A 14,913-nucleotide genomic window follows, 5' to 3' on the forward strand; every position below is an offset into this window, starting at 1 on the left:
TGGTGGAACGGGACGGACCCCGCCCCTCCCGAGGGAGGAGCGGGGTCCAGGATAGCCAGACGTCAGTCGCGCGGCTTCTCGACGAGCTCGGTGGTCTCGATCTCGTCGCCGATCTGGATGTCGTTGTACTTGCCCAGACCGATACCGGCCTCGAAGTCCGTGCGGACCTCGGTGACGTCGTCCTTGAAGCGACGCAGCGACTCGATGGCCAGGCCGTCGGCGAGCACCACACCGTCACGGATGACGCGCGCCTTGGCGTTGCGCGTGATCGTGCCGGAGCGGACGATGACACCGGCGATGTTGCCGAACTTCGAGGAGCGGAACACCTCGCGGATCTCGGCGACACCCGACTGGACCTCTTCGTACTCGGGCTTGAGCATGCCCTTGAGGGACTGCTCGATGTCCTCGAGTGCGTTGTAGATGACCGAGTAGAAGCGCACGTCGATGCCCTCGCGGGCCGCACGCTCGCGGGCCTTGACGTCCGGGCGGACGTTGAAGCCGACGACGATCGCGTTGTCGATCGTGGCCAGGTCGATGTCCGACTCCGTGATCGCACCCACACCGCGGTGCAGGATGCGGAGCTGGACGCTGTCGTCGACCTCGATGTCCAGGAGCGACTGCTCGAGTGCCTCGACGGCACCGGAGACGTCACCCTTGATGATGAGGTTGAGCGAGTCGACCTTGCCCTCCTCGAGAGCACGGGTGAAGTCCTCGAGCGAGATGCGCTTGCGGGCCTTGGCCAGCTGGGCGTTGCGCTCGGCCGCTTCACGCTTCTCAGCGATCTGACGGGCCGTGCGGTCCTCCTCCGTGACCAGGAAGGTGTCACCGGCGCGCGGCACCGAGGACAGACCCTGCACCTGGACCGGACGGCTCGGCGTCGCCGCCTTGACCGCGACCCCGTTCTCGTCGGTCATCGCACGGACGCGGCCGTAGGCCGTACCCGCCACGATGGCGTCACCGACGTGCAGCGTGCCGGACTGGATGAGCACCGTGGCGACCGAACCGCGACCCTTGTCGAGTCGGGCCTCGATCGCGACACCGCGGGCGTCCTTGTCGGGGTTCGCACGCAGGTCGAGACCGGCGTCCGCCGTGAGCAGCACCGCGTCGAGCAGGTCCTGGATGCCGACGTTGTTGCGCGCCGACACGTCGACGAACATGACGTCGCCGCCGTACTCCTCGGCCACCAGGTTGTACTCGGTGAGCTGCTGCCGGACCTTCGCCGGGTTCGCGCCCTCCTTGTCGATCTTGTTCACCGCGACCACGATCGGCACACCGGCCGACTGCGCGTGGTTCAGTGCCTCGATCGTCTGCGGCATGATGCCGTCGTCCGCCGCGACCACGAGGATCGCGATGTCCGTCACCTGGGCACCACGGGCACGCATGGCCGTGAAGGCCTCGTGACCCGGGGTGTCGATGAACGTGATCGGACGGTCGACGCCCTCGTGCTCGGTGACGATCTGGTACGCACCGATGTGCTGCGTGATGCCGCCGGCCTCGCCCTCGACCACCTTCGAGTTGCGGATGGCGTCGAGGAGGCGGGTCTTGCCGTGGTCGACGTGACCCATGACGGTGACGACCGGGGGACGCTGCTGCAGGACGGAGTCGTCCTCGTCGGCGTACTCGGCGTCGATGTCGATGTCGAAGCCCTCGAGGAGCTCGCGGTCCTCGTCCTCCGGCGAGACGATCTGGATCTTGTAGCCCAGTTCCTCGCCGAGGACCTCGAACGTGGCCTCGTCCAGCGACTCGGTCGCCGTGGCCATCTCACCGAGGTGGAAGAGCACGGTCACCAGGTTGCCGGGCATCGCGTCGATCTTGTCCGCGAAGTCCGAGATGCTCGCACCGCGACGGAGTCGCACGACCGTGTTGCCGTCACCGCGAGGGACCTGCACACCGCCGAGCGACGGCGCCTGCCGCATCTCGTACTCGGCGCGCTTCGTCCGCTTCGACTTGCGGGCACGGCTCTTGCCGCCACCGCGACCGAACGCACCGGCGGTACCACCACCGGGGCCACGACCGCGGCCACCGCCACCGGCGGGACGCGGGCCGCTGAAGGCCGGACGGGGGAAGCCGCCACCGGCACCACCGGCACCGCCCGGACGACCACCGGGGCCGCCACGACCGCCGCCCTGGCCCGGACGCTGCCCGAAGCCGTTCGGACGGTTCGCCTGACCGGGGCCACCCGGACGCGGAGCACCCGGACGGGGCACGCCGGGACGCGGCGGGGCCGGACGCGGGATGCCGTTGCCGCCACCGGCGCCGCCGGCGGGACGCTGGCCCATGCCCTGGTTGGACGCGTAGGGGTTGTTGCCGGGACGCGGCGGGCGCGAGCCCATGCCCTGGCTGGACGCGTACGGGTTGTTGCCCGGGCGGGCACCGGGCTTGGGGCCACCCGGCTTCGGACCGGCGGCGGAGCCGGGCTTCGGCGCGCCACCGGGCTTGACGGAGTCGCTCTTCGGCGCGCTCGCGTCACCACCGGACTGCGCTGCGGAAGCCGCCTTCTCGGCTGCGGCTGCCTTCTCGGCGGCCGCGGCCTTCTGCGCGGCCTCGGCCTCGGCCTGGCGCTGCGCGACGGACTTCGGCGCGGTGGGCGTCGGGGTCTCGGCGGCGGGCGCCTGGGCCTCGGGCTCGGCCTTCGGCGCGGGTGCCGGACGCGCCGGACCCGGACGGGGTCCGCCGGGCTTCGGGGCGCCGGACCGCGGGGCGGTGGCCTTCGCGGGAGCGCCCGGGGTCGCCGGAGCCGCGGGCTTCGACGCCGTCGAGGCGCCGTCCGCCTGCAGCGCAGCACGGAGCTTGCGCGCGACGGGGGGTTCCACACTGGAGCTCGGGCCCTTGACGAACTCGCCGAGTTCCTTGAGCTTCTCCATTGCGGTCTTGCTGTCGACACCGAGTTCGGATGCGATCTCGTGTACGCGTGGTTTTGCCACAGTTCTCCTTCACGGGTCCCACCCCGCGAAGGGGGCAGGACTCACTGGATGACGGGTCTCATCTCGAGCCGCTCATCAGTTGTCCATAAGCCGTTCAGCCTGTTCTGTCGTGTCCCGGTGACGCGCCTGCTCTTCGGCGCTGAGCGCCTCGAGGTAGTCACGTACCGCTGACGTGTCCGGTTCACGATCAAGTCGGAGCGCGCGGCGGTAGGCCCTGCGCTTGACGGCCTGATCGTGTGCCTCGACGGTCGGGGTGAGCCACGCTCCCCGTCCCGGCATGACTGCCTTCGGGTCCGCCACGACACGTCCGTCACTCAGGGCGACGACACGGAGGAGGGAGGACCGGGGAGCACGACGACGACTGCCGATGCATGTTCTGACGGGAACCACCATACTCCTTGCCTCCGACCACCGCGATCCGGCGCGCCCGGACGGGCCACGCCACCAGCGAAACGGTGTCGGGCGACGACCGCCGCCCGACACCGAGGACGACTACTCGTCGCCGTCCAGGATGGAATCCGGCTGGATGTCGATGCGCGCCCCGGTCAGCTTCGCGGCGAGGCGGGCGTTCTGCCCCTCCTTGCCGATGGCGAGCGACAGCTGGTAGTCCGGCACGAGGGCACGGACGGCCTTCGTCGAGGCGTCGAGCACGAACGCGCTCGTCACCTTCGCCGGCGACAGCGCGCTCGCGACGAACGACGCCAGGTCGGACGACCAGTCGACGATGTCGATCTTCTCGGCGCCGAGCTCCGTCGTGACGGCACGGACGCGCGCGCCGAGCTCGCCGATGCAGGCACCCTTCGCGTTGACGCCCGGTTCGTTCGCCTTCACCGCGAGCTTCGTGCGGTGCCCGGCCTCGCGCGCGATCGAGGTGATCTCGACCACGCCCGATGCGATCTCCGGGACCTCGAGCGCGAAGAGCTTGCGGACCAGCCCGGGGTGCGTGCGCGAGACGGTGATCTGCGGGCCCTTCGCGCCACGGCCGACGCTCGTGACGTACACGCGGATGCGGTTGCCGTGCTTGTAGTCCTCGCCCGGCACCTGCTCCTCGGGCGGCAGGATCGCCTCGACGGTGCCGAGGTCGACGTGCACCATCTTCGGGTTCGGACCCTGCTGGATCACGCCCGCGACGATGTCGCCCTCCTTGCCCCGGAACTGCCCGAGGATCTTGTCGTCGCCGATGTCGCGCAGCCGCTGGTTGATGACCTGCTTCGCGGCGAAGGCGGCGATGCGGCCGAAGTCGCTCGGCTGGTCGACGGCCTCGCCGACGACGGTGCCGTCCTCGTCGCGCTCCGGCACGTAGACGGAGACCTCGCCGGACTTGCGGTCGAGTTCGACGCGGGACTGCGCGTCGACGGGCTCGTCGTTCTCGGCGCGGTGCTTCTGGTACGCCGTCAGGATGGCGGATTCGATGATGCGGACGAGTTCGTCGAACGGGATCTCCCGCTCGCGCTCCATGAGTCGCAGGACTGCGAGGTCGATCTTCACCGAGGTGCCTCCGTATTCAGCTGAGTCGCTCCCGCGGGTGGATCTGCGCGGAAGTCGGCGACCAGACTACCCCAGGACGAGCGACGGACGGGAGGCGCGGTGCCGGCCGGCACCGCGCCTCCCGTCCGTGTCGGAGCGGCGATCAGATCGCGCGGACCGCCTCGAGCAGGTCGGCGACCGGCACGTCGCGGCGCTCGCCCGACGCGCGGTCCCAGAGCTCGACGACGCCGTCGGCGGCGTTCCGCCCGGCGACCACGACGATCGGCATGCCGAGGAGCTCGGCGTCACGGAGCTTCACGCCGGGCGACACCTTCGGACGGTCGTCGTACACGACCTCGAAGCGGTCGCCCTCGAGGGTGTCGACGATCGAGGACGCGAGGTCGTAGGCGACCTCGTCCTTGCCGGTCGCGACGACGTGCACGTCGAACGGCGCGACGTTCTTCGGCCAGACCAGGCCCTTCTCGTCGTTGTGCGCCTCGGCGAGGATCGCGAGGATGCGCGTCACGCCGATGCCGTAGGAGCCCATCGTGACCGTCGCGAGCTTGCCGTTCTCGTCCTGCACCTTGAGCCCGAGCGCCTCGGCGTACTTGCGGCCGAGCTGGAACACGTGCCCGATCTCCATGCCACGGGCGGTCTCGAGCGGGCCGGAGCCGTCCGGAGCAGGGTCGCCGGCACGGACGTCGGAGACCTCGGCGACACCGTCTGCGGTGAAGTCGCGGCCCATGACGAGGCCGGACACGTGCACGCCGCGCTCGTTCGCCCCGGTGATCCAGGCCGTGCCGTCGACCACGCGGGGGTCGACGACGTAGCGGATGCCGGACGGGCTGTCGGCGCCGAGCACCTGCGGCCCGATGTAGCCCTTGACGAAGACGCCCGGGTGCTTCCGGAAGTCGTCGTCGCCCGCGGCTTCGACCTCGGCGGGCGCGAAGGCCACCTCGGCGCGCTTCAGGTCGACCTCGCGGTCGCCCGGCAGGCCGACGACGACGACCTCGCGGGTGCCGTCCAGGTGCGTCAGCGCCAGCACGACGTTCTTCAGCGTGTCGGCGGCGGTCCAGGGAGCGCCGTCGCGCGGTGCGACCTCGTTCGCGTGCGCCACGAGGGTGTCGATCGTCGGGGTGTCGGCGGCCGGTAGCAGCACGGGCTCCGGCTGGCCCTCGATCGGCAGCGACTCCGGCACGGGCGTGACGTAGGCCTCGACGTTCGCGGCGTAGCCACCGGCGCTCCGGACGAAGGTGTCCTCGCCGACCGCGATGGGGTGCAGGAACTCCTCGGACTTCGATCCGCCCATGGCGCCGGCGTCGGCCTTGACGATCGCGTACTCGAGGCCGAGGCGCGCGAAGATCCGCTCGTACGCGTCGCGCATCGTCTGGTAGCTGCGGTCGAGGCCGGCGTCGTCGATGTCGAACGAGTAGGCGTCCTTCATCGTGAACTCGCGGCCGCGCAGGAGACCGGCGCGCGGACGAGCCTCGTCGCGGTACTTGTCCTGGATCTGGAAGAGCGTGACGGGGAGGTCCTTGTACGACGAGTACAGGTCCTTCACGAGCAGCGCGAAGAGCTCCTCGTGGGTCGGCGCGAGGAGGTAGTCGGCGCCCTTGCGGTCCTGCAGGCGGAAGATGCCGTCGCCGTACTCGGTCCAGCGGTTCGTCGCCTCGTACGGCTCGCGCGGGGCGAGCGCCGGGAGCAGGACCTCCTGTGCGCCGGCCGCGACCATCTCGTCGCGGATGATGCCCTCGATCCGGGCGCGGACCCGGAGGCCGAGCGGGAGCCAGGCGAAGATGCCCGGGGCCTGACGACGGATGTACCCGGCGCGGACGAGGAGCTTCGCGCTCGTGACCTCGGCGTCGGAGGGGTCGTCGCGGAGCGTGCGGAGGAAGAGATGGGAGAGCCGTGTGACCACGGGGCAAGCCTAGCGGCGCGGCGCTCGCCCGGCCGTCCCGGTGACGGACGGGAGGAACGGTGCCGGCTGGCACCGCCCTCCCTCGCAGGCTCGGTCGGCGCGCTCCGCGCGACGCTCCGCGTCGCCGCCGAGCGGAGCGCGCCCGTCCGTCCGTCTCACGCGCTAGGGCGCGGTGATCACCTGGACGGAGCCGGTGGCGGCCGCCGGGCCCATCTCGTCGGCGATGCGGTTCGCCTCCTCGATCAGGGTCTGCACGATCTCGCGCTCCGGCACGGTCTTGATGACCTCGCCCTTGACGAAGATCTGCCCCTTGCCGTTGCCCGAGGCGACACCGAGGTCCGCCTCGCGCGCCTCGCCCGGACCGTTCACGACGCAGCCCATCACGGCGACGCGGAGCGGCACGGTCATGCCCTCGAGGCCCTTGGTGACGTCGTTCGCGAGCTGGTAGACGTCGACCTGCGCCCGGCCGCAGCTCGGGCACGAGACGATCTCGAGCTTGCGCTCCCGCAGGTTCAGCGACTGCAGGATCTGCAGGCCGACCTTGACCTCCTGCGCGGGGGGCGCGGAGAGCGAGACGCGGATGGTGTCGCCGATGCCCTCGGCGAGCAGGATGCCGAACGCGGTGGCGCTCTTGATGGTGCCCTGGAACTCCGGCCCGGCCTCGGTGACACCGAGGTGCAGCGGCCAGTCCCCCGCGGCGGCGAGCTGGCGGTAGGCCTTCACCATCACGATCGGGTCGTTGTGCTTGACCGAGATCTTGAAGTCGTGGAAGTCGTGCTCCTCGAACAGGCTGGCTTCCCACACGGCCGACTCGACGAGCGCCTCGGGCGTGGCCTTGCCGTACTTCTGCAGCAGGCTCGGCTCGAGCGACCCGGCGTTCACACCGATGCGGAGCGAGACGCCGGCGTCCTTGGCCGCCTTCGCGATCGCGCCGACCTGGTCGTCGAACTTGCGGATGTTGCCCGGGTTCACGCGGACGGCGGCGCACCCGGCGTCGATGGCCTGGAAGACGTACTTCGGCTGGAAGTGGATGTCGGCGATGACCGGGATCTGCGACTTCTTCGCGATGATCGGCAGCGCGTCGGCGTCGTCCTGGCTCGGCACCGCCACGCGGACGATGTCGCAGCCCGACGCCGTCAGCTCGGCGATCTGCTGCAGCGTCGCGTTGATGTTCGTCGTCGGGGTCGTCGTCATCGACTGCACGGAGACCGGGGCGTCGCCGCCCACGAGGACCTTGCCCACCCGGATCTGCCGCGACTTCCGGCGCGGGCTCAGGGTTTCGGGGACTTTCGGCAGACCGAGGTTCACTGCTGGCACGGGTGTGACTCTACGCGCTCCCGGTGACGTCACACCTGGTCGGTGACCAGGTCCGTGCCGCGCTCCACGACCGTGATGAGCGGCGCGTACAGGCGCATGAGCGCGAGGGCACGCTCGTGGTCCTCGTCGCTCGCGCCGGCGCACGCGTCGGCGACGACGGTGACGCTCGCCCCGGCGTCCGCGGCGGCCAGCGCGGTGGACACGACGCAGCAGTCCGTGGAGACGCCGGTGAGCACGAGGTGCGGACGGTCACCGACGACGCCCTGGAGGCTCGTCCCCCACTTGCCGAAGGTCGGCTCGGTCACGACCGGGGTGCCGTGGTCCGTCACCGCGGCTGCGAAGGGCGCGGTCAGGTCGTACAGGGGGTCGGTGTCGGGCACGAGCGCGAACGACCACTCGCGGTAGTACGGCACCCATGCGCCCTGCGGCCGCTCCGGCGCGACGAACCGCGTGAACACCGTGCGTCCGGCGAAGTGCGGCAGCAGTCGCGCCGTCCCCGCCGCGGCCTCGTCGTACCGCGGCGTCGACCAGGGGCTGTCGCCGGTGAAGACCCGCTGCAGGTCGATCGCGACGAGCCAGGCGTCGGCCGGCACGACGACGCTCATGAGTCGTGCTCCTGACGGCGGACCGTCCCGCGGGCCGTGAGCAGCGTGCCGGCGAAGCCCACGACCAGAGCGACGAGGACCCCGAGGTTCGCGTAGGCCCATGCCCCCTCGCGTCCGCCGAGACCGAACGGGCCGAGCAGGTACCCCTGCCAGTTCAGCCACGCCGGCACGCCGTACGTGTTGGTGACGAGTCCCCACCCGAGCACCGTCCCGAGCACGACGAGCCCGATCGCGGTCCAGCGCACGTCGCCGTAGCGACCGCGCACGTCGTCGAGCTCGGCGTCGGCGTACGCGCGGCGCCGCAGCACCACGTCGGCGACGAACACGCCGGCCCACGCGGCGATCGGGACACCGAGGGTGACGAGGAACGCCTGGAACGGCGAGATGAAGTCCTTCGCGAAGAAGACGACGTAGACGGCGCCCGCGACCATGAACACGCCGTCGACGCCGGCTGCGACCGGTCGCGGGATCCGGACGCCGGCACTGAGCAGCGCAAGGCCCGACGAGTAGATGTCGAGCACGGCACCGCCGACGAGCCCGAGGATCGCCACGATGGCGAACGGCACGAGGAACCAGACCGGCAGGATCGTCGTCAGCGCGCCGATCGGGTCCGCGCCGATCGCGTCGTCCAGGTCCTTCGACGAGCCGGCGAGCAGCACGCCCACGACGACGAGGACCGCGGGTGCGAGGGCGCCGCCGAACGTCGTCCACCAGACCACGCCGCCCGTCGAGGACGACCGCGGCAGGTAGCGGGAGTAGTCGGCGGCCGCGTTCACCCAGCCGAGTCCGAACCCGGTCATCACGAGCACCAGTGCCCCGATCACGTTCTGCGCGCTGCCCGCCGGCAGGGCACCGAGGGTGCCGAGGTCGATCGAGGGCACCGCGAGCACGACGTACACGACGGTGAGCACCGCGGTGACGACGGTGATGACCGTCTGCAGCCGCATGATCACGTCGAAGCCCGCGATGCCGGCGCCGACGACGAGCGCCGCGACGACCACGAGGGCGACGAGCTTCGTCACGACGCCGTCGTCCCAGCCGAGCTCGCGGAACACCGTCGACGTGGCGAGCACGGCCAGCGACGCGAGCGCGGTCTCCCACCCGACCGTCAGGACCCAGCTGAGGAACGAGGGCAGCCGGTTCCCCCGCACGCCGAAGGCCGCGCGGCTCAGCACCATCGTCGGTGCCGACCCCCGCTTGCCGGCGATCGCGACGATGCCGCAGAGCAGGAACGAGAACGCGACCCCGACGACGGACACGATCGTCGCCTGCACCAGCGAGATCCCGAAGCCCAGGACGAACGAACCGTAGCTCAGCCCGAGCACCGACACGTTTGCGGCGAACCACGGCCAGAACAGCCCGCGGGGCCGCCCCTTGCGATCGGACTCGGCGATGACGTCGATGCCCTGGCGCTCGACGGCGCGGACCTCTGGCGCGGTGCTCATGCGCTGAGCGTAGTGGGCGCGCGACCCCGCGGGTCCGACCGGCCGCGCTACCCGAACAGGTTGACGGGGCGGACGATGTCGGCGTAGATGAGCAGCGCGCTCATCCCCGCCAGCAGCACGACGACGACCATCGTCAGCGGCATCGTCTTCGCCAGGTCGATCGCGCCCGGGTCGGGCTTGCCGACGAGCACGTACGCGCGGCGCTTCACGGCCTCCCACAGCGCACCGGCGATGTGCCCGCCGTCGAGCGGCAGGAGCGGCACCATGTTCAGCACGAACAGGCCGATGTTCAGCGAGGCGAGCAACCCGAGGATCGTGTACGCCTTGTCGACGACGGGCACGCCGCTCATCGACGAGACCTCGCCGATCGCCCGGCCCACGCCGACGACCGAGACCGGGCTGTCCTGCGACCGCTGCTGCGCGCCGAACGCTGCGTTCCACACGGCGACGAGACGCTGCGGCAGGTCGATGATCAGGTGGGCGGACGCGGCGATCTGCGCACCGGTCGCGGGCAGCACTGCGGCGGGCGACTGCCGGACCAGCGACTGCCCGATGCTGACGCCGACGACGCCCACGCGCTGCGTCTTCGTGGTGCCGTCGGCGTTCTTCGCGACCGTGCCCTGCTCGGTCACGACGTCGCGGGTCGCGAGCTGCGGCGTGACCTCGAGCGTCCGGCGCTGGCCGTCGCGCTCCACGACGACCGTGACCGGCTCGCCCGCGGAACGCTGGAAGACCCGGGACACCTCGGCGATCGTCGGATCCTGCTGCCCGTCCACCGCGAGCACGACGTCACCGTCGCGGATGCCCGCCTGCTTCGCGGGCGACTCGGCGTCGCCAGCGGTGCAGGTCGTCGCGCTGCTCGTCGGCAGCACGCAGTCGACGCTCGACGTGAAGGTCGTGGTCGGCGCGCCGAACCCGCACAGCAGCACCCCGAACAGCACGATGCCGATCACCAGGTTCATGGCGGGACCGGCGACCATCACGATGATCCGCTTCCACGGCGTCAGCCGGTAGAACGCCCGCGAGTCGTCGCCGCCCGAGTCGGCGATCTGCTCCGCGCTGGCCTGGCGGGCGTCCTGCACGAACGCGCCGTACATGCCGGTGTTCGTGATCGCGTTCGGTCTGCCGGAGGCGCGCGGCTTGAGCATGCCGACCATCGAGATGTACCCGCCGAGCAGGATCGGCCGGATGCCGTACTCGGTCTCACCCCGGCGGAAGGACCAGATCGCCTTGCCGAAGCCGAGGGAGTACTGCGTGACCTTCACCCCGAAGAGCTTCGCGAAGGTCAGGTGTCCCAGCTCGTGGAGTCCGATCGAGACCAGCAGGCCGACGATGAAGACGACCACGCCGAGGACGAAGAGGAGCACGGATTCGACGGTCACCGTCAGAGGGTACGGGACCCTGCCCATGACGGAGCCGAGCGCGCCCTGAGAGGTCTGCCGTGCCTCCCGGCCGGCCTGGAGGCGCGGATCACCGGGGGCGCGTCCGTCACGCGACCAAGTGGCGGGCTCGCGTCGACCGCTCGCGTCAGCGGGCCAGGAGGCGGTCCGCCGCGGTGCGCGCCCAGCGCTCCGCAGCGAGGACGCCGTCGAGGGACGCCTCCCCCGCGGTGTGCTCGTCGACGATCCGGCGGACGGTGTCGACGATGTCGAGGAACCCGATCGCACCCGCGTGGAACGCGGCGACCGCCTGCTCGTTCGCGGCGTTGAACACCGCCGGGAACGTGCCACCGAGCACGCCGACGTGCTTGGCCAGGTCGACCGCGCCGAACGCCTCGGTGTCGAGCGGCTCGAAGGTCCAGGTGCTCCCGGTCGTCCAGTCGAGCGGCACGCCGACGCCGGGCACGCGATCCGGCCAGGCGAGGCCCAGCGCGATCGGCAGCCGCATGTCCGGCGGAGACGCCTGCGCGATCGTCGAGCCGTCGACGAACTCGACCATCGAGTGGACGATCGACTGCGCGTGCACGGTGACGTCGATCCGGTCGTAGGGCACGTCGAACAGCAGGTGGGCTTCGATGACCTCGAGCCCCTTGTTCACCAGCGTCGCGGAGTTCGTCGTCACGACCAGCCCCATGTCCCACGTCGGGTGCGCCAGCGCCTGTGCAGGCGTGACGTCCCGCAGGCTCTCGCGGGAGCGCCCGCGGAACGGACCGCCGCTGGCCGTGAGCACGAGGCGGCGCACCTCGGTGCCGGAACCGGAGCGCAGCGCCTGCGCGATCGCGGAGTGCTCGCTGTCGACGGGCACGATCTGTCCGGGACGGGCGGCTGCCTGCACCAGCGGGCCGCCGACGATCAGGCTCTCCTTGTTCGCGAGGGCGAGGGTCGCACCGGTCTCGAGTGCGGCGAGCGTCGGGCCGAGACCGACGGACCCGGTGATGCCGTTGAGCACGACGTCGGCCGCGACGGTCCGGACGAGCCGCTCGGCGTCGGCGGCACCGAACGCGGTGTCCCGGACACCGAACCGGGCCGCCTGGTCGGCGACGAGGTCACGGTTCGTGCCGGCGGTCAGGCCGACGACCTCGAACCGGTCGGGGTTCCGTGCGACGACGTCGAGGGCCTGCGTGCCGATCGAGCCCGTGCTGCCGAGGACGACGATGCGACGCCTGGTCGGCACGGCGGTGTCGTCGGTACCGCGCCCGGCGGTCGTCGGCACGGTGGCGCCGCCGGCACCGGCGGTCGTCGGCACCGCTCAGCCCTTGGCGAGGACGTCGACGACGAAGACGAGCGAGGCGTCCTTCGGGATGCCCGAACCCTCCGGCGGGTTCGAGCCGTAGGCGTCCTCGGGGGTGGTGACGATGAGGACCTGCGAGCCGACCTTCTGTCCGACGAGCCCCGTGACGAAGCCCTTGATGAGCGAGCCCTCGGAGACGGTGAAGGTCGTCGGAGCGCCCTTCGACCACGAGGAGTCGAACTCCTTGCCGTCTGCCAGGGTCACGCCCTTGTACTGCACGAGCGCGGTGTCGCCGTTCTCGATCGTCGCGCCGTCGCCCTGCTTCAGGACCTCGACCTCGGTCTTCGACGGGGCCGTCGCACCGGACGGGATCGTGATCTCCGGCTCGCCGTCGGCCTTGTCCTCGACCGTGGGCAGCGACGGGTCCTGCGTCTGCGGGGTGCCGGTCGCCTTCGTCGGCGTCTGCGCGACGACGTCCGCCACCACGACGATCTCGCCGCCGGTGTTGAAGCCGAGCGCCGAGGACTGGCCGACGACCGCGACCCGGTCGCCGACCTTCGTGCAGGCGAGCAGGGCGCCGAAGCCGGTACCGCCGACCGAGAGCACCTGCGGGTTGCCCTGGTCGAACCCGACCGCGCCGAGCTTCGAGGCGTCCGAGGCCTTGTACACGGCGTAGGAGACCTGGGCGAACTCGCCGTCCTTGAGTGCCTTGCCCGAGCCCTTCACCACGGTGGTGGCCTGCGGGGTCTTCGCGCTGAGACCCTTGTCGAAGGTGACCTTCGGCGCTTCCGTGCCGGCGACGGCCCCGGTGACCTCGATGCTCTTCGACGCCGAACCCGACTCCGGGCACGACGAGATGGGCGTCGCCGTGGCGCTGGACGACGCGCTCGGCGAGACCGAGGCGTCACCCGAGCCGTTCCCGGAGCAGGCGGCGAGTCCGAGCACGACGGCGGGGACGATGGCGATCGGGAGCAGGCGGAGACGCTTCACGGGGACCTATCCTGCCGCACGCACCTTGGTGACCGGCGTGTGGTGGACGGGGAACGCCACCGAACGCGCGATGAAGCACAATCGGTTCGCCTCGGCGTGCGCTGCCTCGGCGTCGGCGACCCGGTCTGCCTCGAGCACCGTGACGACGGGGCGGAGGGTGACCTCGGTGACCTCGCCGGTGCCGTCGCGGTGCACGTCGAGCGACGCCGTCGCCGTGTCCTCGTAGTCGACGACCGTGAAGCCCTGCTGCACCGCGACGTACAGGTAGCTCATCATGTGGCACTGGGCGAGGGCGCCGAGCAGCATCTCCTCGGGGTTCCACCGGTCGCTGTCGCCGCGGAAGGCCGGGTCGGCCGACCCCGCGATGGGGTGCTTGCCCGCTGCGGTGACGTCGTGGTCGCGGCCGTAGTCCCGGTAGCCGCTCGTCCCGGTCCCCCGGTCGCCGGTCCAGCGGACGGAGACCTCGTAGGTGTGGTCGGTCACGGTGTGCTCCTTCGTGCTGGTGCTCGGTGGGCGGAGCGTGTTCCGCCCGATCGCTACGATGACGACATGACGGTGAGCCACGACGTCCGCACAGACCGCCATCCTCTCACCGCCGAGGGCTCCGTCGAGCTCGCGGTGCTCGACCGGAACGGCTTCGACGAGAGCCGCCACGTCGGCGCCGGCGTGGTCGTCGCCGCGGACGGGACCGTGCTCGACGCCGTCGGTGACGTGCACGCGAGCATCTACCCGCGCTCCACCATGAAGCCCTTCCAGGCACTGGCGATCCGTCGCGCCGGAGCAGTGTTCAGCGACGACGAACTCGTCCTCACGACGGCCAGTCACGCCGGCACCGCCCCGCACCAGGCCCTCGCGCTGCACATGCTCGAGTCCTTCGACCACGTCGAGGCCGACCTCGGGTGCCCGCCCGACCTGCCGTTCGACCGCGCCACCGCGCGCACGATGGACGGCCCGCGCCGCCTCGCGATGAACTGCTCGGGCAAGCACGCCGGGATGCTCGCCGCCTGCCGGGTGAACGGGTGGGACGAGGCGACCTACCTCGAAGTGACGCACCCGCTCCAGCAGCGTGTCCGCGAGACCGTCGAGGAGTACACCGGCGAGGTCGTCGACGTCGTCGGCACGGACGGCTGCGGTGCACCCGTGTTCCCCCTGACCCTGCGCGGACTCGCGCGCGGCTTCGCCGGGGTCGTCGCACGGTCGGACGCGGACGCCGCAGCGCTCGTCGATGCGGTGCTCGACCACCCGTGGGCGATCGACGGCGTCGGGCGCGCCAACACGGTGACGATCGAACGGCTTCGGGTGCTCGCGAAGTTCGGTGCGGAGGGCGTCATGGTGATGGGTCTGCCCGGCGGTGCGGCGGTGGCCGTGAAGACGCTCGACGGCTCGCAGCGCGCCGGGACGCTCGCGGCCCTCACGCTGCTCGAGCGCAACGGTCTGGTGGACGCGGCCGGGGTTGCGGACGTGCTGGCCGCCACGGGCGAGCAGGTGCTCGGGGGTGGCGTGCCGGTCGGCGCCGTCCGCGCGGGGTCCGGGTTGCGCTGACCGGCTGCTGCGCTCCCCCGTCGGAGCGCCCCGCA

At 71.3% G+C, this 14,913-nt stretch carries 12 protein-coding genes; 1 reads left to right on the forward strand and 11 read right to left on the reverse strand.

Annotated elements, in window-relative coordinates:
- Positions 1-62 precede the first annotated feature (62 nt).
- The 11 genes from infB to LCG91_RS08845 form a co-directional block, all read right to left on the reverse strand.
- Positions 63-2,924 carry a translation initiation factor IF-2 gene (infB, locus tag LCG91_RS08795; RefSeq protein WP_058727262.1) on the reverse strand — a complete coding sequence of 954 codons (2,862 nt, stop codon included), beginning with the start codon at positions 2,922-2,924 and terminating at the stop codon, positions 63-65.
- A 75-nt stretch (positions 2,925-2,999) separates the two neighbouring features.
- Entirely contained in the window at positions 3,000-3,317 is a 318-nt protein-coding gene (locus tag LCG91_RS08800; protein WP_082687788.1) for a YlxR family protein, read from the reverse strand.
- A 99-nt stretch (positions 3,318-3,416) separates the two neighbouring features.
- Entirely contained in the window at positions 3,417-4,412 is a 996-nt protein-coding gene (gene nusA, locus LCG91_RS08805) for a transcription termination factor NusA (protein WP_224441143.1), read from the reverse strand.
- A gap of 142 nt (positions 4,413-4,554) precedes the next feature.
- Complete coding sequence (locus LCG91_RS08810; RefSeq protein ID WP_224441144.1) at positions 4,555-6,309, reverse strand: proline--tRNA ligase; 1,755 nt, start codon at positions 6,307-6,309, stop codon at positions 4,555-4,557.
- Between the two features lie 162 nt (positions 6,310-6,471).
- Positions 6,472-7,605: a flavodoxin-dependent (E)-4-hydroxy-3-methylbut-2-enyl-diphosphate synthase gene (gene ispG / locus LCG91_RS08815; protein ID WP_224443121.1), complete on the reverse strand. Its 1,134-nt coding sequence runs from the start codon at positions 7,603-7,605 to the stop codon at positions 6,472-6,474.
- A 50-nt stretch (positions 7,606-7,655) separates the two neighbouring features.
- Complete coding sequence (locus LCG91_RS08820) at positions 7,656-8,231, reverse strand: cysteine hydrolase family protein (protein ID WP_224441145.1); 576 nt, start codon at positions 8,229-8,231, stop codon at positions 7,656-7,658.
- Positions 8,228-9,676, reverse strand: a complete 1,449-nt coding sequence (locus LCG91_RS08825) for a purine-cytosine permease family protein (protein ID WP_224441146.1) — start codon at positions 9,674-9,676, stop codon at positions 8,228-8,230. Before LCG91_RS08825 ends, LCG91_RS08820 begins: the two co-directional genes overlap by 4 nt.
- A 47-nt stretch (positions 9,677-9,723) precedes the next feature.
- Positions 9,724-11,058 carry a M50 family metallopeptidase gene (locus LCG91_RS08830; protein WP_224441147.1) on the reverse strand — a complete coding sequence of 445 codons (1,335 nt, stop codon included), beginning with the start codon at positions 11,056-11,058 and terminating at the stop codon, positions 9,724-9,726.
- 145 nt (positions 11,059-11,203) lie between these two features.
- On the reverse strand, positions 11,204-12,289 hold the full coding sequence (locus LCG91_RS08835; protein WP_058727273.1) for a 1-deoxy-D-xylulose-5-phosphate reductoisomerase: 1,086 nt from the start codon (positions 12,287-12,289) through the stop codon (positions 11,204-11,206).
- 75 nt (positions 12,290-12,364) lie between these two features.
- Positions 12,365-13,336 (reverse strand): FKBP-type peptidyl-prolyl cis-trans isomerase, encoded by a 972-nt coding sequence (locus LCG91_RS08840; protein WP_224441148.1) that lies wholly within the window; start codon positions 13,334-13,336, stop codon positions 12,365-12,367.
- A gap of 6 nt (positions 13,337-13,342) precedes the next feature.
- Complete coding sequence (locus tag LCG91_RS08845; RefSeq protein ID WP_058727256.1) at positions 13,343-13,819, reverse strand: OsmC family protein; 477 nt, start codon at positions 13,817-13,819, stop codon at positions 13,343-13,345.
- 66 nt (positions 13,820-13,885) lie between these two features.
- On the opposite strand from LCG91_RS08845, the gene LCG91_RS08850 reads away from it, so the two are divergent.
- A complete protein-coding gene (locus LCG91_RS08850) occupies positions 13,886-14,878 on the forward strand; it encodes an asparaginase (protein ID WP_058727255.1) in 993 nt (330 codons plus the stop codon).
- Positions 14,879-14,913: the final 35 nt, after the last annotated feature.

The organism is Curtobacterium sp. TXMA1 (genome assembly GCF_020162095.1).
Lineage (GTDB): Bacteria > Actinomycetota > Actinomycetes > Actinomycetales > Microbacteriaceae > Curtobacterium.

Coding starts and splice junctions, on each gene's coding strand:
- LCG91_RS08800 (WP_082687788.1), bottom strand. CDS start 3,317: ATGGTGGTTCCCGTCAGAACATGCATCGGCAGTCGTCGTCGTGCTCCC.
- LCG91_RS08820 (WP_224441145.1), bottom strand. CDS start 8,231: ATGAGCGTCGTCGTGCCGGCCGACGCCTGGCTCGTCGCGATCGACCTG.
- LCG91_RS08825 (WP_224441146.1), bottom strand. CDS start 9,676: ATGAGCACCGCGCCAGAGGTCCGCGCCGTCGAGCGCCAGGGCATCGAC.
- LCG91_RS08850 (WP_058727255.1), top strand. CDS start 13,886: ATGACGGTGAGCCACGACGTCCGCACAGACCGCCATCCTCTCACCGCC.